This window comes from Streptomyces sp. NPDC054975 (assembly GCF_053609105.1).
The window spans coordinates 73,518-93,713 of the sequence record NZ_JBSGWV010000026.1; the positions used below are offsets into that span (position 1 = coordinate 73,518).

Genomic DNA, 20,196 nt, shown 5'->3' on the forward strand with positions numbered 1-20,196 from the left:
CTGCTGGTGGCCGCGAGCGGGGGCTGGGGGCCGATGGGCGGGGGCTTGGTGGTTGTTTGTCCTGCGGGGGGGGGGGGGGGGGGTGGGCGTTGGGCCGCCCCCCGCCCCCCCGCCGGTCGTCGCGGCCGGCTCAGCCCATCCGGGCTCAGCCGAACTGCTGTTCCAGATCCTTCAGTTTGCGCTCCAGCGAGTCGAGCCGGGGCAGGGTCTGGGTGTCGTCCTCGGCGGTGAGGTCCACCGTCCGGGGCTCAGTCCCCTTGACGGCCTGGAGGGAGGGCCGGTGTCGAAGCGGCAGCTGTCCGGGGTCGGCTATGGCGGGCTCCGCGACGGCGGTCCCGACGGACGACGTCGCGGAGCCCGCGCCGGGGTTCAGTGACGGTGCCGACGAGCCTCCGCCTGGGTTCAGGGCCGGCACGTCGACCTGACGGCCGCCGCCCCCGCGCCCCAGACCGAAGTTCCGGTGCTGGCGGTTGATCGCCTTGATCCTCGCCCGGTCGAGCTTCTCCTGCTCGCGCCTGCGGTGCCGGTTCTGCTCCTTCTCGCGCCGGTCCTCCCGCACCTCGTCGACCGCCTCGTCCAGCGTCCGTACGCCCTCCAGGAGCATCAGCGACCACGCGGCGAAGGTCTCCCTGGGCGCCCGCAGCCACCGTACGATCCGGATCTGCGGCAGTGGACGCGGCACAAGGCCCTGCTCGCGCAGCGCCGCCCGGCGGGTCTGCTTGAGCGCCCGGTCGAAGAGGACCGCGGCCGAGAGGGACATGCCCGCGAAGAACTGCGGCGCACCCGCGTGCCCCAGCCCCCGGGGCGCGTGCACCCAGTTGAACCAGGCGGCCGCGCCCGCGAACGTCCACACGAGGAGCCGCGAGCCGAGGGCCGCGTCACCGTGGCTCGCCTCGCGGACCGCGAGGACCGAGCAGAACATGGCCGCGCCGTCGAGGCCGAAGGGGACGAGATACTCCCAGCCCCCGGTGAGGTTGAGGTTCTGCCGGCCGAAGCCGACGAGCCCGTGGAAGGAGAGTGCGGCGGCGACGGCCGCACAGCAGAACAGCAGGACGTAGGAGGCGATTCCGTAGAACGCTTCCTTGCGTCGGCGGCGTTCCTCGCTGCGTTCCCAGGAGTCGTCGGCCGCGGCCTGGTCACCGGCGCGCTTGCCGCGCGCGAGCACCGCCACCGCCGTCAGGACTCCGGCCACCATGACGCCACCCGGAAGCAGCCAGTCCAGCGATATGTCGGTCAGTCTCATGCGGTGTCCCTTGCATCGCAGTAGGGCCTTTCGGGCGCCCATACTGGCCGACCCCGCAGAGCCCCCACGTGGTTTCGCGGCAAGAGCACGCCATTGGGGTCGGACGGCATACGAATAGGTGCCATTCGGTCGAACGGCCGGGCGGAGCAAGGGAGTTACGTTCGATTCATGTCACTCTTACGAGTGGCGTAATTCGACGGGCCCGCCGGTGAAGTGGTGGGCCGGATCGTCAGGCGGTCGCGGCGAGTCTGCGGACCCGGTCGGCGTCGCAGGTGCGCGGGCACGTCAGGCAGGTGTCGTCGGGACGGAGCGTGTAGAAGAAGCAGCACGCCGCCCGGTCCCGGGTGGCCCGCGGCGTGCCGTCGGGAGCCTCGGCGCCCGGCAGCTCGCGGAAGCCCGCGGCCCCGGCGTACGGCTTGGCCGTGCCGGGCATCAGCAGCTCCAGCTCGGCCATCCCCCGCTCCTCCTCGCCGAGGAGCGTCGCGATGTACCAGAGGCCCTCGACGATCTCGTCCGTCGCCATGCCCCACAGCGCCCGCTTCCCGCGCCGCATCCGGGGCCCGAAGCCGGCCAGGATGTCCTCGAAGTGCTCGGCGAGCGCGTCCCGGGCCTCGGCGCGCAGCGCGTCCTCGTCCGGGACGACCCGGGCGCCGGGCAGGGCGGCGGCGGGGTCGCCCGGCAGGCAGGCGAACTCCTCGATCCGGACCGCCATCCGGCCCAGGGCCCGCTGGAACGACACGTTACGGGCGGGCAGGCGCGGGACCCGTCGGTGCAGGAACCAGGGGACGGTGACCAGGAGGCAGGCGGGCCAGGCGTACCGGTGCAGTCCGAAGCTGGCGATCACGTCGGGGCGGGCCTGGCGGCCGTAGTCGCGCAGCACCTGCGCGTTGTCCCACGCCAGGAAGGCGTCGAGGGCGGCGCCGCCGGCCGCCAGCTCGTCCGCCCCGACCCAGCCCGCCCCGCGCGGCTGCTGCTCGTCGCTGCCCAGTTCCTCTATCCGCAGACTGGGGAACACCTCGCCGAGGCGGGCGTACGAGGCCGCGACGGGCGAGGCGAGGGGGGCGGGGAGCAGAGCGGGGAGGGCCATACGGGACCACCGAATCGCGATCGTTAGCAGGTTAGCCTTACCTTACCCGATGCGTCCGAGGTTTGAACTGCGGCCCCGTCCGCCTATGGTGCACAGGGGGCCTCGGTATCGCGAGCCAGGCCCGGCACGACCCCGCAGGAGGACCCGGGTGGAGCAGGGCAGAGCGCGCGAGCGGGCGACGGTCCCGGGCGCGGCCGGGGTGACGGGCGCGACCGAGCCGACCGAGCACCCGCACCCGCCGACGTCGACCTCGACCTCCACCTCCACCGCGGTCCCGTCGTACGGCGGCGCGGTCCGGGTCCCGGAACAGGCGCGGGGCGCGGCGGCGGGCGTACCACCGGCCGGGGCCTCGACGGAGGTACGGGGCGAGCACACGCACAGCGAGCCGCCCGTGCCCAGGCTCCTCCGTGCCCCGGCCGCTGCCGCTTCCGTCGGCGTTCCCGATCCCGCCTTCGACGCCGCGTCCGCGCTCGGAGGCTCGCCGCGCACCGTCCGGCGTCACTCCGTACGCGGTCAGATCCTCCAGGCCCTGCGCACCGCGCTCGTCGGCGGCGAACTGGCGCCCGGCGAGGTGTACTCCGCCCCCGTCCTCGCCGAGCGCTTCGGCGTCTCAGCGACCCCCGTGCGGGAGGCCATGCAGCAGCTGGCCGTCGAGGGCGCCGTGGAAGTCGTACCGAACCGGGGGTTCCGGGTCACCGAGCGCACCCCGCGCGAACTCGCCGAGCTGGCCGAGGTCCGCGCGCTCATCGAGGTCCCGGTCATGCTCCGTCTCGCCCGCACGGTCCCCGCCGCCCGCTGGGCCGAGCTCAAGCCGCTCGCCGAGGCCACCGCGACCGCCGCCGCCCGCGGTGACCGCGCCCACTACGCCGAGGCCGACCGCGCCTTCCACCGAGCCGTCCTCTCCCTCGCGGGCAACCAGCAGCTTCTCGCCATCGCCGACGACCTGCACCGCAGGTCCCAATGGCCCCTGGTGAGCGGCCCGGTGACCCGGCACGGCGACCTCGTGGCGGACGCGGCGGAGCACACCGCACTGCTCGACGCGCTGATCGCCCAGGATGTCACCGTCGTGCAGTCACTTGTCAGGGAGCATTTCACCGGATCGGCGGAGTGACGACTAAGGTCGTTGCCGTCAGTCGGCAGAGGGTCAGGCGTCGGCCGTCGGTCGCCGGCCGTTGCGCGTGGCCGCTGCCACAGTCGGATGGTCCCTCGCGTCGGTTGTCGCCGTTCGTCCCGTCCGCACAGCGCCGTCCGTGAGGTGTCCCATGCCGTCCGCGACTCCGTCCCCGGCGTGGGGAAGGTGCCCGTGACCGGATCCGTCCGCGGAGACCGCCCAGCCTCCGGTACGGAGGCCGAGGCGGCGGCCCTGCTCGGGTGGCTCACCGACCCGGAGGCTCCCCGCCTCTGCCTGGTCGTCGGCGGCCCCCGCCGGGGCAAGTCCGCGCTGCTCACCTGGCTCGCCGCGCACGGCACGCGCGCGGGCGCGCGCCGCCGACGCGCGGCGCGCGAGCTGGTCCCGCTCGCCGGCCAGTGCGCGCTCGGCGCGGCCTGGACGGTCGCGAACCGGCTCGGCGTCGTGGCCCGGACACCCGGCGAGCTGGTCCAGGCCGTCGCCACGACGGAGGCGCGGCGCGCGGCCCTCGTCCTGCCGGACCTGCACGCCGCCGCGGAGCCGGAGGCCATCGCCGAGCTGATCGCCGAACTCGCCGCGTCGGGCCGGGTCCGCCTCGTGGTGGAGACCTGCAAGGGCACGCCGTCGTACGACCTCCTGACGGACACGGGCCGCGTGACGGTGGTGGACCTGGACGCCGAGTTCGAAGACGCCGCGGGGCGAGGGGAGTCGGGGCCGGGTTCAGGGTCGGGAGCCGGTGCGGGAGCTTCTTCGGGGCAGAGGAAGGGGCAGGGGCAGGGGGCTGGATCGAGGCCGGGTGCGGGCAAAGGGGCGCGCTCGGGTGCGGGCTCGGGTGCGGGTAAGGGGCTTGGCTCGGAGTCGGCCGAGGACGCGGGCGGGCAGGAGCACAGGGACCGGGGTCCGGGCTGGGGGACGGCGGTGGGACCGGAGCCGTACGAGGCGCGGCACGCGGTCGACCTGGCCGATCCGGTCGCGGTCTGCGCGGCCGACCCGCTGCGGGTCACCACCGCGTACGTGACCGGCCCCGGCGACGACCGCGGCGGCCTGCGGTCGGCGTGGCTGCGTACCGGGCAGTCCCTCTGCCGTGACCAGGACCCGGCCGACCGGGCCGTCGTCCTGCTCGGCGCCCTCGGGGACGGGGCGGACCCCCGGCTTGGTCCCGCGCTGCGCGGGCTCGCGGCGGACGCGCCCTGGCGGGTGCGGTGGACCCGCGTACGGGGCGACCTGACCCCGCCGTGGCCGGGACCGGTGACGGCCCTGGGCGCGTCCGGCGACCACCTGTTGGTGGCGGGGGCGACGGACGCCGTCCAGCTTCTCGACGCGGGCGACGCGGCGACCGTGGGGGAGCCGCTGCGGAGCCCCTCGGGCAGCCGGATCAAGACGCTGGCACCGGCGCCGGACGGCACGCTCCTGCTCCTGGACGAACGGGGCCGTCTGCTGCCCGTACCCGGGCCCGAACCCCGGCTTCCCTACCTGGAACGGCTCACGTCGGCCGTGGCGGCGACCCTCACCCGGCACCCGGGGACGGCGCTCGCGGCGATCAGCGGCTCCGTGGTGGTGGGCGACCGGCTCGGTTCGGTCCACGCCTTCGGCCTGACGGGCATTCACCAGGCGGCGCTGCACAGCGGCCGCGTGACGGCGGTGACGGCGATCGAGACGGAGACGGGGCCCTTCCTCTGCAGTGGCGGCCAGGACGGTACGGTGCGCCGCTGGATCCCGGGTCAGGACCCGGACCCCACGCCGATCGCCGAACGGCGCGTCCCGGTCGTCTCGTTGCACGCCACGGAGACCTCCGAGGGCCCGCTGCTCGCGATCGCCTGGGCGGACGGCCTCGTCGAACTCCACGACCTCGAATCCCGCACCCGCCTCCCCTTCCGCCCCGGCCCCCCGGTCCGCGCGGTGGCCCTCACCCCGGACGGCTCGATGGCGGTGGGCATGGACGAGGCCCTGCTCTGCCTGGAACGCACACCGGGCCGGCCCCGGCCGCAGCGCCGGAGGCCGACGGCCGGGTGAGGGGACGCCAGGACCCCTGACGGGGCCGTCCCCCGAGGGGACGGCCCGCGCGGAGCCGGTACGCCGGCCGACTGATCGTCAGATCGCGGGCCGAGGCGTCAGTTGGGCCGCCAGCCAGGTCGGGACGCCGCCCAGGAGGCGGAAGAGGCGGGCCGCTTCCGCACGGAGGCGGCCCGCCTCCGGTTCCGTCTCCGTGTCCGCGAGGGCCGTGAGGGCAGGGGCCGTGCCGACCAGGTAGCCGAGTTCCTCGCGGATCCGGAGAGACTCGGCGAAACCGTGCCGGGCCTCCGCCAACTCGCCCTCCCGCAGGGCGAGTCCGGCGAGGTGCCGCCACGTGGACGAGAGCAGCAGCTCGTCGCCCTGGGCCGTCGCGCCCGCGTGGGCACGGCGGTAGGCGGCGCGGGCCGCCTGCGGGGAGTCGCCGATGTTCTGTGCGACCAGCCCCCGCCGGTAGTCCAGCAGGGGGCGCCCCTCCGCCGAGGGGCCGATCAGCGCCGCAGCCCGGCCGAGCGCCGCGGTCGCCTCGTCCGCCCGGTCGCGTACCCCCAGCAGCGTCGACGCGTAGGCGAGATAGCCGCGTTCGCACGCGGCCGCCCCCCGCTCCTCGTCCGTCCGGGCCACGGCCTCGGCCGCCCGTAGCGCCTCCTCCGCGTCCGCCCACCCCTGCTCGGTGTACAGGCAGCGCTCGATCAGGAGGGCAGCCCGTTCCAGCGCGGCCGCGGGTTCCGCCGCGCGGGGTGCGAGCAGAGCTGCCGCGTCCGTCCAGCAACCCCGCGAGCGCAGACGCCATATGGCCGTCTCCACCGGGGTCGCCCCGCCGTAGCCAAGGGCCGGATCTTCGCCACCCGTTGTTCCGGAACCAGACATGGCGGTGTCCGCCACATTGCCCTCCCCGAGCGCGCCATTGAGCTGTTGGGTCAGCCCGCATCTCAGCACGAACGCGTGGCACTGGCCAAGGGGTCAGGTGAAAAATTTCACAAGAAGGGGACCTTGACCGGTATGCGGACGCGGGTGTCCGAGCCTCGGACCGGACCGGTACGTGCCCCTCCGGTCCGCCTGAGCCCTGTCCCACGGCGCCACGAGGGCCGTTCGGCCGACACCCGGCAGGGGGTGTCGGGCCTTCCACGTCGTCAGGGACCGTATTCCCCCGAAGAGATGAACCTCCCCGCGACCGCCTCGGGTGACGACGGTGTACGCGGCGCCGGGCGAGGCCGCGGTCGCCCACCCCGCCCGAGGTTCCTCGCCGGCCGTTGGGCCGAGCGGGTGGACTTCGGACGGCCTCCGCCCGTGTGGGCATCGCCCCTACGACATCCGCAGCGCCAGGAAGAAGTCCAGCTTGTCCTCCAGGCGCGACAGGTCCCTGCCCGTCAGTTGCTCGATTCGGCCCACGCGGTAGCGCAGGGTGTTCACATGCAGGTGCAGGCGGGTCGCGCAGCGGGTCCAGGAGCCGTCGCAGTCGAGGAAGGCCTCCAGCGTGGGGATCAGCTCGGCGCGGTGGCGGCGGTCGTAGTCGCGGAGCGGGTCCAGCAGGCGGGCCGTGAAGGCCCGGCGGACGTCGTCCGGGACGAACGGGAGCAGCAGCACGTGCGAGGCCAGCTCGTGGTGGCCTGCCGCGCACACGCGGCCCGGACGGGCGGCCGCGACACGGCGGGCGTGCCGGGCCTCCTCCAGGGCGCCCCGCAGGCCCTCCGCCGAGTGGACGGCCGCGCTGACGCCGAGGGTGAGGCGGCCGTCGTCGGCGAGGCCGGACGACAGAGGGTCCCGTACCGCCGCCAGAAGCGCGTCCGCGTGCAGGCCCAGCGTCGTCGTGCCCTCGTCCTCGCTGTCGGGCAGCGGGCCGGCGGGGAGCGGCACCAGGGCGATGGCCTCGTCCCCGTGGTGGGCGACCGCGATCCGGTCGGCGGAGTCGGCGCCCACGGTCGCCGGGTCGACGAGGATCTCCTCCAGGAGCGCCTGGGCGACCGGGCCGGTGTCCACGGTGCTCGACCCGCCCTCCGGGTCCCATTCGACGCGGGCGACGACGACCTGCCAGTGCGGGGCGGTCCCGAGGCCGGGCAGCAGGACCGGGGCCGCGACCCGCAGACGGGCGGCGATCTCGGCGGGCGGGGCACCCGTCTGGACCAGCTCCAGGACCTCCTGGGCGAGCCGGCGCCGCACCGTGCGCGCAGCGTCCCGCCGGTCCCGTTCCACGGCGATCAGCTGCGTCACGCCCTGGAGCAGGTCGAGCCGGGCGGCCGGCCAGTCGCCCGCGTCGGCCTCGACGGCCAGCAGCCAGTCGGACAGGACGGTCTCGCGTACGTCCCGTGCCGCGGGGGCCGCGCCGCGCCCGGTGTTGCGGATCGGGAAGAGGGAGTACGTCGTTCCGGCGGCGCTCAGCCGGTGCGGGCCACGCCGTCCGGTCCTGGTCGCGGCCAGGTGCTCACCGGCCAGTGTCGAGGCGAGCGAGGCTTCCAGCGGCTCGCCCGCACCGGCGATCTGCCGACCGGTGGGGGAGAGGACCCAGGCCCGAAGGTCCAGGTCGGAGCCGAGGAGGTCGAGGACGACCTCGGGCCCGCCGCCGGCCGGACCGGAGGTCATCAGCCTCCTGTGGCGATCGACGACAGCCGCCAGGTCGCCCGCCCGCTCGCCGGACACCTGTCGAACAACGTGCTCGGTGATCGTCGCGAATGCAACGGTTTCGTTGACTGCGAAGAGCGGCAGCCGATGGCGCGAACACGCCTGTACGAGATCGTCGGGGATGTCCCCGAGTTCCGCCTCGCCGGCCGCCAGCGCCGCCACCCCGGCGGAGGCCAGGATCCGGACGAAGGGTTCCGCGTCCGCCGGCTCCCGCAGCCAGGCGAGGCCGGTGAGGACCAGCTCGCCGCCGGACAGATACCGGCTGGGGTCCTTGAGGTCCGTGGTCATCACGCCGCGAACGGTGCGATCCAGCTCGTCCTCACCACCGAGCAGGCGCAGCCCCAGCGCGTCGGTTTCCAGCAATGCGCGCAGCCGCATCTCGTTGCCGCCGTTCCTTCTCGTCCGTCACTCGTCTGTCACTCTCGGGGGTTCTCGCCCGCCGTGCCCTCCGGGGGCGGCGGACCGGGCGACGGTCTCGAAGACTGTCGCGTTGTCGCCGGTGGCGTGGTGCCACGGTTTCCAGGGGAAAACGGCGAGGTTGCCGAGTACCCCCGTTCGTTCGAATCTACAAGACGAACAAGGTCACCAGCCAACTCCTTCATGTTTTCGGTGACTGCACCCGGGCGAGCCGGGCTTGTGTACTAGGCCACACATCGCGTTAACAGCACGTGAACATGAATTCGAAGTCGAGGGCCGGCCGTCCCCCCGGGCCCGTACGACCGACCCCCGACCACTAGAAGCACAAGAAGAGAGCCACCATGGACTTCCTTCGCCCCGCCAGCTGGGAGGAGGCGCTCGCCGCCAAGGCAGAGCACCCCACGGCCGTGCCCATCGCGGGTGGCACCGACATCATGGTCGAGATCAACTTCGACCACCGCCGTCCCGAGTACCTCCTGGACCTGAACCGTATCGAGCTGCTGCGCGAGTGGGAGGTCGGCGAGGAGAACGTCCGCCTCGGCGCGTCCGTTCCGTACACCCAGATCATGGAGAACCTGCGGGCCGAGCTGCCGGGCCTCGCGCTCGCCTCGCACACCGTGGCCTCCCCGCAGATCCGCAACCGCGGCGGCGTCGGCGGCAACCTCGGCACCGCGTCCCCCGCCGGAGACGCCCACCCCGCCCTGCTCGCGGCGGGTGCCGAGGTCGAGGTCGAGTCGGTGCGCGGCAACCGGTTCATCCCGATCGACGAGTTCTACACGGGCGTGAAGCGCAACGCGCTGCAGCCCGACGAGCTCATCAAGACCGTCCACATCAAGAAGGCGGACGGCCCCCAGCAGTACTCCAAGGTCGGTACGCGCAACGCGATGGTCATCGCCGTCTGCGCCTTCGGCCTGGCGCTCCACCCGGAGACCCGCACCGTGCGCACCGGCATCGGTTCGGCCGCGCCGACCCCGATCCGCGCCAAGGAGGCCGAGGCCTTCCTGAACGCGGCTCTGGAAGAGGGCGGTTTCTGGGAGAGCGGAAAGATCATCACCCCGTCGATCGCCAAGCAGTTCGCCGACCTGTGCTCGGGCGCGGCGAACCCGATCGACGACGTCCGTGGCACCGCCAAGTACCGCCGCCACGCCGTCGGCATCATGGCCCGCCGCCAGCTCGGCTGGACCTGGGAGCAGTACCGCGGCACCGGCCGCACGCTTGAGGGAGCTGCATAACCATGCGCGTCAATTTCACGGTCAACGGTCGTCCGCAGGAAGCCGACGACGTCTGGGAGGGCGAGTCCCTCCTCTACGTCCTGCGTGAGCGGATGGGCCTGCCCGGCTCCAAGAACGCCTGCGAGCAGGGCGAGTGCGGTTCCTGCACGGTGCGCCTCGACGGAGTGCCGGTCTGTTCCTGCCTGGTCGCCGCCGGCCAGGTCGAGGGCCGCGACGTCGTCACGGTCGAGGGACTCGCCGACTTCGCCAAGCAGCGCGAGGAGCACGGCGGCTGCGCCTCCGGCGCCTGCGGCACCTCGCTCGACTCCGCCAAGAAGTGGGAGGCGAAGCCCGGTCAGGACTCGCAGACCGGTGAGGGTGTCGAACTCTCGCCGATCCAGCAGGCGTTCATCGACGCCGGCGCCGTCCAGTGCGGTTTCTGCACCCCGGGTCTGCTGATCGCCGCCGACGAGCTCCTGGAGCGTCAGAGCGACCCGTCCGACCAGGACATCCGTGAGGCCCTCTCCGGCAACCTCTGCCGCTGCACGGGCTACGAGAAGATCCTCGACGCGGTCCGCCTGGCGGCCGCCCGTCAGGGAGAGGCGGTCTGACCATGGCGCAGAACACGCGCACCGTTCCGGCGGGTACGCCGACCAACGTCACCCAGAAGCACACCAAGGGCGGCATCGGTGAGTCGACGCTCCGCCCGGACGGCACCCTCAAGGTCACCGGTGAGTTCGCGTACTCCTCGGACATGTGGCACGAGGACATGCTGTGGGGGCAGACGCTCCGCTCGACCGTCGCGCACGCCGAGATCGTCTCGATCGACGTCTCCGAGGCGCTCGCGATGTCCGGTGTGTACGCCGTGCTCACGTACGACGACCTGCCGGCCGAGATGAAGAACTACGGCCTGGAGATCCAGGACACCCCCGTCCTGGCCCACGGCCGGGTACGCCACCACGGCGAGCCGGTGGCCCTGATCGCCGCCGACCACCCGGAGACCGCGCGCCGCGCGGCCGCCAAGATCAGGATCGAGTACAAGGAGCTTCCGGTCGTCACGGACGAGGCCTCCGCCCTCGCCCCCGACGCCCCGCTGATCCACGAGGGCCGTGACGACCACCACGCCGGTCACGTCCCGCACCCGAACATCGTGCACCGCCAGCCGATCATCCGCGGCAACGTGGAGGAGGCCCGCAAGCGCGCCGACGTGATCGTCGAGGGCGAGTACACGTTCGGCATGCAGGACCAGGCCTTCCTCGGCCCGGAGTCCGGCCTCGCCGTGCCGTGCGAGGACGGCGGTGTCGACCTGTACGTGGCCACCCAGTGGCTGCACTCCGACCTCAAGCAGATCGCCCCGGTCCTCGGCCTGCCCGAGGAGAAGGTCCGCATGACGCTCTCCGGCGTCGGCGGTGCCTTCGGTGGCCGCGAGGACCTGTCGATGCAGATCCACGCCTGCCTCCTGGCGCTCCGCACCGGCAAGCCGGTCAAGATCGTCTACAACCGCTTCGAGTCCTTCTTCGGGCACGTGCACCGCCACCCGGCGAAGCTCTGGTACGAGCACGGTGCCACCAAGGACGGCAAGATCACGCACATGAAGGCGCGGATCGTGCTCGACGGCGGCGCCTACGCCTCGGCCTCCCCGGCCGTCGTCGGCAACGCCTCCTCGCTGGGCGCCGGTCCGTACGTGATCGACGACGTCGAGATCGAGGCGGTCGCGCTCTACACGAACAACCCGCCCTGTGGCGCGATGCGCGGTTTCGGCGCGGTCCAGGCGTGCTTCGCGTACGAGGCGCAGATGGACAAGCTGGCGGCGAAGCTGGGCATGGACCCGGTGGAGCTGCGCCAGATCAACGCCATGGAGCAGGGCACGATCATGCCGACCGGCCAGGTCGTGGACTCGCCGGCCCCGGTCGCCGAGCTCCTGCGCCGGGTCAAGGCCCGCCCGATGCCGCCGGAGCAGCAGTGGCTCGCGGCCGGCGAGGACGCGGATGTCCGCGCCCTTCCGGGTGGCCTCTCCAACACCACCCACGGCGAGGGCGTCGTCCGCGGTGTCGGCTACGCCGTCGGCATCAAGAACGTGGGCTTCTCCGAGGGCTTCGACGACTACTCCACCGCCCGCGTGCGCCTGGAGGTCATCAACGGCGAGCCCGTCGCGATGGTCCACACGGCCATGGCGGAGGTCGGCCAGGGCGGTGTCACCGTCCACGCCCAGATCGCCCGCACGGAACTGGGCGTCACCCAGGTGACCATCCACCCGGCCGACACCCAGGTCGGCTCCGCCGGTTCGACGTCCGCCTCCCGGCAGACGTACATGACCGGTGGCGCGGTGAAGAACACCTGCGAGAAGGTGCGCGAGGCGGTTCTGGAGATCGGCCGGCGCAAGTTCGGCTCGTACCACCCGGCGTGGGCCACCGCCGAGCTCCTCCTGGAGGGCGGCAAGGTCGTCACCGACGGCGGCGAGGTCCTCGCGGACCTGGCCGACGTGCTGGAAGGCGAGTCCGTCGACCAGGAGCACGAGTTCCGGCACCGCCCGACCGTCCCGTTCGACCTGGTCACCGGCCAGGGCGACGGCCACGTCCAGTACACCTTCGCCGCGCACCGCGCGGTGGTGGAGGTGGACACCGAGCTCGGCCTCGTGAAGGTCATCGAGCTCGCGACCGCCCAGGACGTCGGCAAGGCGCTCAACATGCTCTCCGTGGTCGGCCAGATCCAGGGTGGTACCACCCAGGGCCTGGGCGTCGCGGTGATGGAAGAGATCATCGTGGACCCGAAGACCGCGAAGGTGCGTAACCCCTCCTTCACGGACTACCTGATCCCGACGATCCTCGACACGCCGACCATCCCGGTCGACGTACTCGAACTGGCCGACCCCAACGCGCCGTACGGCCTGCGGGGACTCGGCGAGGCCCCGACCCTGTCGTCCACCCCGGCCGTCCTCGCGGCGATCCGGAACGCGACGGGCCTGGAGCTCAACAAGACGCCGGTCCGCCCCGAAGCACTCACCGGCACCCTGTAGGACTCTCCGGGCGGTGCGTGCCTCCCAGGAACGTCACACTTCCCAGCCCGTACCGCCCGGAGCAACCCACTCGTGGGACCCAGCAGTACAGCAGTACCAGCAGGACCGATTCACCCAGTTCGTCTCGGGCCGTCCCCCGGGTCGTGCAGCCCACGCAGCATCCCAAATCCCGCAGCTTCTCTGACCTTCGGAAAGTCTTATGCGGGTGCCCCTTTGAACCTTGGGAGTAGGCCCCATGACCCAGTCGTCAGTGGAGCCCAAGACCGCCTCGGAGGACGCGGGCTCCGGCTCGAACGTCCCCGCCGGCCGCTCTTGGCTCGACCGGTACTTTCACATCTCGGAGAGAGGATCCACCGTCGCGACGGAGATCCGCGGCGGCGTCACCACCTTCATGGCGATGGCGTACATTCTCCTGCTCAACCCCCTGATCCTCGGCGGCAAGGATGTGGACGGCAACGTCCTCAGCCAGCCCGCCCTCATCACGGCGACCGCTCTGGCCGCCGCCGTGACCACCCTGCTCATGGGCTTCTGGGGCAAGGTCCCCCTCGCCCTGGCGGCCGGGCTCAGTGTCTCCGGTGTGCTCTCCTCGCAGGTCATCTCCGTGATGACCTGGCCGCAGGCGATGGCCATGTGTGTGGCCTACGGTGTGGTGATCTGCCTCCTGGTGGTCACCGGCCTCCGCGAGATGATCATGAACGCGATCCCGCTTGCCATCAAGCACGCGATCACGATCGGTATCGGCCTCTTCATCGCCATCATCGGCTTCGTCAAGGCCGGTTTCGTCCACGAGAACCCCTCGCCCGGCGGCGGCCCGGTCACCCTCGGCCCGCTCGGTGAACTCCAGGGCTGGCCCGTCCTGATCTTCGCGGTCACCCTCCTCCTGATCTTCGCCCTTCAGGCGCGCAACATCCCCGGCGCCATCCTGATCGGCATCGTCGCCGGCACGGTCATAGCCCTGATCGTCAACGCCGTCGCCGACATCCCCGCCAAGGGCGCGGGTGCCTGGTTCTCCGGCGCTCCGGAGCTCAAGGGCAGTGCCGTCTCCACCCCGGACTTCTCGCTGATCGGCCAGGTGTCCTTCAGCGGCTGGGGCGACGTCGGCTACATCACGATCACCATGATCGTCTTCACCCTGGTCCTGGCCGGCTTCTTCGACGCCATGGCCACGATCATCGGCGTCGGCTCCGAGGCCAAGCTCGCGGACGACAAGGGCCGGATGCCCGGCCTGTCCAAGGCCCTGTTCATCGACGGTGCCGGCGGTGTCATCGGCGGCGGCGTCGGCGGCTCCGGCCAGACCGTCTTCGTGGAATCGGCCACCGGCGTCGGCGAGGGTGCCCGTACGGGTCTGTCCTCCGTCGTCACCGGCGCCTTCTTCGCGGCCTGCCTCTTCTTCACCCCGCTCACCGCGATCGTGCCCGCCGAGGTCGCCTCCGCGGCCCTGGTCGTCATCGGCGCGATGATGATGCAGAACGCCAAGCACGTCGACTGGAGCGACCGCTCCGTGGCGATCCCGGTGTTCCTCACCGTGGTCCTGATGCCGTTCACGTACACCATCACCACGGGTGTCGCGGCCGGTGTCATCTCCTACGCCGTCATCAAGGTGGCGCAGGGCAAGGCACGCGAAGTGGGCGCCTTCATGTGGGGCCTGACCGCGATCTTCATCGTGTACTTCGCGATCCACCCGATCGAGAGCTGGCTCGGCGTCGGCTGACGCTCACCGTAGCCCTCCACACACATCTGAGGAGTTCGAGATGCTGGACATCGCCGAAGAGCTGAACCGGTGGGTCGAGCAGGGACGCGAGTTCGCCGTCGCCACGGTCGTGGCGGTCGGCGGCAGCGCGCCCCGGCAGCCGGGCGCCGCGCTGGCCGTCGACAGCGACGGCACGGCGATCGGTTCGGTCTCCGGCGGGTGTGTGGAGGGCGCGGTCTACGACCTGTGCCGGCAGGCCCTCGAGGACGGCACCACCGTCGTCGAGCGCTTCGGCTACAGCGACGAGGACGCCTTCGCCGTGGGTCTGACCTGCGGCGGCATCATCGACATCCTCGTCACCCCGGTCCGCGGCGGGGTCTACCCCGCCGCGCTGGCCGCCGCCGCCTCGGGAGAGGCGGCCGCCCTCGCCAGGATCGTCGAGGGACCCGCCGACCTGATGGGCCAGGCGCTCCTGGTCCGCCCGGACGGAACGTACGAAGGCGGCCTCGGCGGCCACCCCGAACTGGACCGCACCGCGGCCGGCGAGGCGGTCGCGATGCTGGACGCGGGCCGCACCGGCACCGTCGAGATCGGTGAGGACGGCAGCCGCTGCGGCCAGCCGCTCACCCTCCTGGTCGAGTCCTCCGTCCCCGCCCCGCGCATGATCGTCTTCGGTGCCATCGACTTCGCCTCCGCCCTCGTCAGGGTCGGCAAGTTCCTCGGCTACCACGTCACCGTCTGCGACGCCCGGCCCGTCTTCGCGACCCCGGCCCGCTTCCCCGAGGCCGACGAGATCGTCGTCGAATGGCCGCACCGCTACCTGGCGTCCACGGAGGTCGACTCCCGGACCGTCCTGTGCGTGCTCACCCACGACGCCAAGTTCGACGTCCCGCTCCTCGAAGCGGCCCTGAAACTTCCCGTCGCCTACGTCGGCGCGATGGGCTCCCGGCGCACCCACGAGGACCGCAACAAGCGGCTCCGCGAGGTCGGCGTCACCGAGCTCGAACTCGCCCGGCTGCGCTCCCCGATAGGCCTCGACCTGGGGGCCCGCACCCCGGAGGAGACGGCCCTCTCCATCGCGGCCGAGATCGTCGCCAACCGCCGTGGCGGCACCGGCGTCTCGCTCACCGGCGCGCACACCCCGATCCACCACGACGGCCCGCGCGCGCCCGACGGCCGGATAGGCTCCGTCGCCTAGGCCTCGCCCGCCTTCTGGATCAAGCCGGCCGTTAAGGTCCGGATCATGGACATTCGCGACGTACCCGAAGCGCACATCGACCGTGCCCTCGACCTCTCGTACCTGGTCTTCCACGAGCGCCCCGAGGAGGAGCAGCGGGCGCACCACCGCGACATGGTGCGGCCCTGCGAACGGATCGGCGCGTACGAGGGGGACCAACTGGTCGGCTTCGTCGCGGCGTTCCCCTTCACCCTCTCCGTACCGGGCGGCGACCTGCCCTGTCCCGGCCTGACGCTCGTCTCCGTCGCCCCCACCCACCGGCGGCGCGGTGTCCTCTCCGCGCTGCTCGCCGAGGCGTTCCGGCGGTACGCGGAGCGCGGCGCGCCGCTCGCCGCGCTCTGGGCCTCGGAGGACGCCATCTACGGCCGGTTCGGGTTCGGCGCCGCGACCCACGGCGTGAGCGTCGAGATCGACTCCCGGCGGCCCCTCGCCCTGCGGATCGACCCCGACGAGCGCCCGCTGAGGCTGATCGATCCGGCGGACGCTCCCGAAGTCGTCGGCCCCTTCTTCGAGTCCACCCGCGCCGGGCGGGCCGGCCGGATCCCCCGGGACGAGCTGCGCTGGACCGGCGAGTGGCTGCGCGACGAGGACGAGGAGGACGAGGAGCTCTCGCCTGCCCGTGTCGTCGCGCTCGGCGACCCCGTCGCCGGATACGCCGTCTACCGCACCAAGGGCGAGAACGAGGAGACCCACACCCCGGGCGTGGTCCGCGTCGACGAGGTGGAGGCCGACACCCCGGCCGTCGCCGCCGCCCTCTGGCGCTACCTCGCCTCGATCGACCTGACCGGCACCGTCCGCGCGTGGGGCAGGCCCCTCGACGACCCCCTGCTGCTCTTCGCCGGCGACCGCGACCAGGTGCGGGTGACCGGGCAGTTCCCGGCGCTCTGGGTGCGGCTGATCGACGTCCGCGCGGCGCTCACGGCCCGCACCTGGGCCGCGCCCGCCGATCTCGTCCTGGAGGTCCACGACAGCCGCATGCCCGTCAACTCCGGCCGTTTCCGGCTCACTTCGGGCCCGGACGGGGCGCGGTACGAGCCGACCGGCGACCCGGTCGACCTCTCCTTCGGCGTGCGCGACCTCGGCGCCTGCTACCTCGGCGGTACGAAGGTCGGGGACCTGGTGGCCGCCGGCCTGGTGGAGGAGCACACGCCGGGCGCGGCGGCCACGCTCGACGCGGCGCTGCGCACGCCCCGACTGCCGCACACGTGCGACGCGTTCTAGGGGGCCTGCTCCCGCACCGCTCGCGCGGGCGGCCTCAGCTCTTGCGCAGGCCGTTCAGGAGTAGTTCGGCCAGTTGGCCGTACGCCTCCGCGTCCGCGAGTCCGGTCGCCGCGGCGACCTGCCGCTGCTGGATGCGGACCATGACGGAGGCGATGACGTCGGCCGCGAAGGAGACGTGGACCTCGCGGAAGACGCCCGCCCGCACGCCCTCCTCGATCAGCTGCTGCACCCGCCCGGCCGCCGCGCGGGTGTTGCGCTCGTAGACCTCGGCGGCGGGCTCGAAGGCGGCCACGTCGTCGAAGAACTGCGGGGAGACCGGGGCCAGTTCGGCCGCGACGGCGCGCAGGTAGGCGGCCAGTCGCTCGGCCGGGTCCTGCTCGGCCGCGAGGACCGCCTCGACCCGGGTGGTCGCGCGCCGGAAGAAGTGGACCACGGCGGCCCGGACGAGCTGCTCCTTGCTGTCCGCCAGGCCGTAGAGCGTGCGCTTGGAGCAGCGCAGCCGGGCCGCGAGATCGTCCAGGGTCAGCTGCGCGAAGCCCTCGCCGACCAGGAGGGCCACCAGCTCCTCGAACAGGGCGGACCGGCGGGCCGCGCCGCGGCCCGTCAGCTTGGGGACGCCGGCGGCGGAAGTCTCGATCACGTGAACAGTATGCAGGCCAACCCCTTCGGGGGGTTACGGCCGACCCCTTCTGCGCTACGCTAAGTGGTACTGCCGTACCGCCCACAGTACCGTTACATCGGTGCGAGGGGCTGAGTGTCAATGGAGTCGCCATGGATGTCGACCGCCTGCTTCCCACCCCCGAGGCAGCGGACCTCATCGCCCTCACGCGGGAGATCGCCGACAAGGAGCTCTCTTCCCGCGTGGACGAGCACGAGGCCGCCGAGACGTACCCCGAAGGCCTGTTCGCCACCCTCGGCCGGGCCGGACTGCTCGGCCTCGCCTACCCCGAGGAGTACGGCGGCGGAGGCCAGCCCTACGAGGTGTACCTCCAGGTCCTGGAGGAGCTGGCGGCGCGCTGGGCGGCCGTCGCGGTCGCCACCAGCGTCCACACGCTCGCCTGCCACCCCCTGCACTCCTTCGGCACCCCCGAGCAGAAGGAGCGCTGGCTCCCCGCGATGCTCGCCGGCGAGACCATCGGCGGCTACAGCCTCTCCGAGCCCCAGGCCGGCTCCGACGCGGCCGCCCTCTCCTGCAGGGCCGAGCGCGTGGACGACGGCCCGAACGGCGCCGCGTACCGGGTCACCGGCACCAAGGCGTGGATCACCCACGGCGGCAAGGCCGGCTTCTACTCCCTCTTCGCCCGCACCGCCCCCGGCAGCCACGGCATCTCCTGCTTCCTCGCCCCCGGCGAGGCCGAGGGCCTCTCCTTCGGCAAGCCCGAGCGGAAGATGGGCCTCCAGGCCGTGCCCACCACCTCCGCCCACTGGGACGGCGCGCTCCTGGACGCCGACCGGCTCGTCGGCGACGAGGGCCAGGGGCTCCAGATCGCCTTCAGCGCGCTCGACTGCGGCCGCCTCGGCATCGCCGCCTGCGCCACGGGCCTCGCGCAGGCCGCGCTCGACGCCGCCATCGACTACGCCAACGAGCGCACCACCTTCGGCCGGAAGATCGTCGACCACCAGGGGCTCGGCTTCCTGCTGGCCGACATGACCGCCGCCGTCGACTCCGCCCGCGCCACCTACCTCGACGCGGCCCGCCGCCGCGACCTCGGCCGTCCCTTCAGCCGGCAGGCCTCCGTGGCCAAGCTGACCGCCACGGACGCGGCCATGAAGGTGACCACGGACGCCGTCCAGGTCCTCGGCGGGTACGGATACACCCGCGACTTCCCGGTCGAGCGCTACATGCGCGAGGCCAAGATCATGCAGATCTTCGAGGGCACCAACCAGATCCAGCGGCTCGTCATCAGCCGTCAGCTCGCCCGCTGACCCCCACTCTCCTGCCCGCATCCCGCTGACGTTCCGCCCAGCTCACGTTCTGAGGAGTTCCATGGACATCGCCGGCTCCGCCGCGCTCGTCACCGGCGCCGCTTCCGGCCTCGGCGCCGCCACCGCCGCCGCACTCGCCGCGCGCGGCGCCACCGTCTACGGCCTCGACCTGGACAAGGCCGTCACGGCGGCCGGGCCGCTGCCCGACGGGGTCACCCTGCTCGCGGCCGACGTCACCGAGGAGGGGCCGGTCCGCGAGGCGCTCGCGCGGATCGAGACCGACGGCGCGGAGCTGCGGATGGCCGTCAACTGCGCCGGCATCGCCCCCTCCGCCCGCATTCTGGGCCGCAAGGGCCCGCACGACCTCGACCTGTTCCGCACGGTCCTGAACGTCAACCTCCTGGGGACGTTCAACGTGATGCGCCTCGCCGCCGAGGCCATCGCCCGCCAGGAGCCGGACGAGAACGGTCAGCGCGGGCTCGTCGTCAACACCGCCTCGATCGCCGCCTTCGAGGGCCAGGTCGGCCAGATCGCGTACGCCGCCTCCAAGGCGGGCGTCGCCGGGATGACGGTCACCGCCGCCCGCGACCTCGCGCAGTTCGGCATCCGGGTCGTCACCATCGCGCCCGGCATCGTCGACACCCCGATGATGGCCGGATTCAGCGAGGAGATCCGCGCCGGGCTCGGCGCGAGCGTCACGTTCCCGCAGCGGCTCGCCCGCCCCGAGGAGTACGCCCGGCTCGTCACGATGGTCGCCGAGCACGACTACCTCAACGGGGAGACGATCCGGATGGACGGCGCCCTGCGGATGGCGGCCCGCTGACCCTCCCGCGACCGGGAGAGCACTTGGTGTCGGCGAAAGCTGGCACCAAGTGCCGCGCCCTGGGGGGCCGGATGTTAGGTTCGGGCCATGGGAACAGCCTCGACGAACTCCACGAAGCCGGCGATGCGGGACTCCCTCATCGCCGCGGCCTTCCAGCTCTTCCTGGAGCGCGGGTACGAGCAGACCACCGTGGACGACATCGTCACCCTCGCCGGGGTCGGCCGTCGGTCCTTCTTCCGGTACTTCCCGTCGAAGGAGGACGTGGTCTTCCCCGACCACGAGCAGAGCCTCGCCGACATGACCGAGTTCCTCGCCGCGAGCGCCGACACGGACGACCCGCTGGTCAGGATCTGCGACGCCACCCGCCTCGTCATGCGGATGTACGCCGAGAACCCCACCTTCTCCGTCCAGCGCTACCGCCTCACACGCGAGGTGACGGGCCTGCGGACGTACGAACTCTCCGTCGTCTGGCGGTACGAGAAGACGCTCGGCGACTACCTGCGGACCCGCTGGGCCGACCGGCGCGACGGCACCCTGCGGGCCAACGTGGTCGCCGCCTCGGTGGTC

General features: G+C 72.7%; 16 protein-coding genes. 11 read left to right on the plus strand and 5 right to left on the minus strand.

Features of this window, described 5'->3' with window-relative positions; genetic code table 11:
- Positions 1–145: 145 nt before the first annotated feature.
- Both ACWF79_RS22470 and ACWF79_RS22475 read right to left on the minus strand, forming a co-directional pair.
- A complete protein-coding gene (locus ACWF79_RS22470) occupies positions 146–1,243 on the minus strand; it encodes a DUF2637 domain-containing protein (protein WP_453729906.1) in 1,098 nt (365 codons plus the stop codon).
- Between the two features lie 229 nt (positions 1,244–1,472).
- Positions 1,473–2,330, minus strand: coding sequence for a (2Fe-2S)-binding protein (locus ACWF79_RS22475; protein ID WP_453729907.1), 858 nt, complete (start codon positions 2,328–2,330; stop codon positions 1,473–1,475).
- A 148-nt stretch (positions 2,331–2,478) separates the two neighbouring features.
- On the opposite strand from ACWF79_RS22475, the gene ACWF79_RS22480 reads away from it, so the two are divergent.
- Both ACWF79_RS22480 and ACWF79_RS22485 read left to right on the plus strand, forming a co-directional pair.
- Positions 2,479–3,441 (plus strand): GntR family transcriptional regulator, encoded by a 963-nt coding sequence (locus tag ACWF79_RS22480; RefSeq protein WP_453729908.1) that lies wholly within the window; start codon positions 2,479–2,481, stop codon positions 3,439–3,441.
- Between the two features lie 192 nt (positions 3,442–3,633).
- Positions 3,634–5,472: a WD40 repeat domain-containing protein gene (locus ACWF79_RS22485; protein WP_453729909.1), complete on the plus strand. Its 1,839-nt coding sequence runs from the start codon at positions 3,634–3,636 to the stop codon at positions 5,470–5,472.
- 78 nt (positions 5,473–5,550) lie between these two features.
- Here ACWF79_RS22485 and ACWF79_RS22490 read toward each other — a convergent pair whose 3' ends face one another.
- Together ACWF79_RS22490 and ACWF79_RS22495 are read right to left on the minus strand one after the other, a co-directional pair.
- Complete coding sequence (locus ACWF79_RS22490) at positions 5,551–6,339, minus strand: hypothetical protein (protein ID WP_453729923.1); 789 nt, start codon at positions 6,337–6,339, stop codon at positions 5,551–5,553.
- Between the two features lie 435 nt (positions 6,340–6,774).
- Complete coding sequence (locus tag ACWF79_RS22495) at positions 6,775–8,466, minus strand: PucR family transcriptional regulator (protein ID WP_453729910.1); 1,692 nt, start codon at positions 8,464–8,466, stop codon at positions 6,775–6,777.
- A gap of 380 nt (positions 8,467–8,846) precedes the next feature.
- On the opposite strand from ACWF79_RS22495, the gene ACWF79_RS22500 reads away from it, so the two are divergent.
- The 6 genes from ACWF79_RS22500 to ACWF79_RS22525 all read left to right on the plus strand — a co-directional run bounded on the left by ACWF79_RS22500 (position 8,847) and on the right by ACWF79_RS22525 (position 16,880).
- Positions 8,847–9,737, plus strand: a complete 891-nt coding sequence (locus tag ACWF79_RS22500) for an FAD binding domain-containing protein (RefSeq protein WP_361609437.1) — start codon at positions 8,847–8,849, stop codon at positions 9,735–9,737.
- Positions 9,738–9,739: 2 nt separating this feature from the next.
- Positions 9,740–10,327: a (2Fe-2S)-binding protein gene (locus ACWF79_RS22505; RefSeq protein ID WP_453729911.1), complete on the plus strand. Its 588-nt coding sequence runs from the start codon at positions 9,740–9,742 to the stop codon at positions 10,325–10,327.
- A 2-nt stretch (positions 10,328–10,329) separates the two neighbouring features.
- Entirely contained in the window at positions 10,330–12,732 is a 2,403-nt protein-coding gene (gene pucD, locus ACWF79_RS22510) for a xanthine dehydrogenase subunit D (RefSeq protein ID WP_453729912.1), read from the plus strand.
- Positions 12,733–12,967: 235 nt separating this feature from the next.
- On the plus strand, positions 12,968–14,443 hold the full coding sequence (locus tag ACWF79_RS22515) for an NCS2 family permease (protein ID WP_453729913.1): 1,476 nt from the start codon (positions 12,968–12,970) through the stop codon (positions 14,441–14,443).
- Between the two features lie 40 nt (positions 14,444–14,483).
- Entirely contained in the window at positions 14,484–15,620 is a 1,137-nt protein-coding gene (locus ACWF79_RS22520; RefSeq protein ID WP_453729914.1) for an XdhC family protein, read from the plus strand.
- A gap of 45 nt (positions 15,621–15,665) precedes the next feature.
- Positions 15,666–16,880 carry a GNAT family N-acetyltransferase gene (locus tag ACWF79_RS22525; RefSeq protein ID WP_453729915.1) on the plus strand — a complete coding sequence of 405 codons (1,215 nt, stop codon included), beginning with the start codon at positions 15,666–15,668 and terminating at the stop codon, positions 16,878–16,880.
- A gap of 34 nt (positions 16,881–16,914) precedes the next feature.
- Here ACWF79_RS22525 and ACWF79_RS22530 read toward each other — a convergent pair whose 3' ends face one another.
- Positions 16,915–17,520: a TetR/AcrR family transcriptional regulator gene (locus ACWF79_RS22530; RefSeq protein WP_453729916.1), complete on the minus strand. Its 606-nt coding sequence runs from the start codon at positions 17,518–17,520 to the stop codon at positions 16,915–16,917.
- Positions 17,521–17,651: 131 nt separating this feature from the next.
- Between ACWF79_RS22530 and ACWF79_RS22535 the strand changes: the two genes are divergently transcribed.
- The 3 genes from ACWF79_RS22535 to ACWF79_RS22545 form a co-directional block, all read left to right on the plus strand.
- On the plus strand, positions 17,652–18,806 hold the full coding sequence (locus tag ACWF79_RS22535) for an acyl-CoA dehydrogenase family protein (protein ID WP_453729917.1): 1,155 nt from the start codon (positions 17,652–17,654) through the stop codon (positions 18,804–18,806).
- A 61-nt stretch (positions 18,807–18,867) separates the two neighbouring features.
- Positions 18,868–19,629: an SDR family NAD(P)-dependent oxidoreductase gene (locus ACWF79_RS22540; RefSeq protein WP_453729918.1), complete on the plus strand. Its 762-nt coding sequence runs from the start codon at positions 18,868–18,870 to the stop codon at positions 19,627–19,629.
- A gap of 87 nt (positions 19,630–19,716) precedes the next feature.
- A partial coding sequence (locus ACWF79_RS22545) for a TetR family transcriptional regulator (protein WP_453729919.1) occupies positions 19,717–20,196 on the plus strand: 480 nt, incomplete at its 3' end.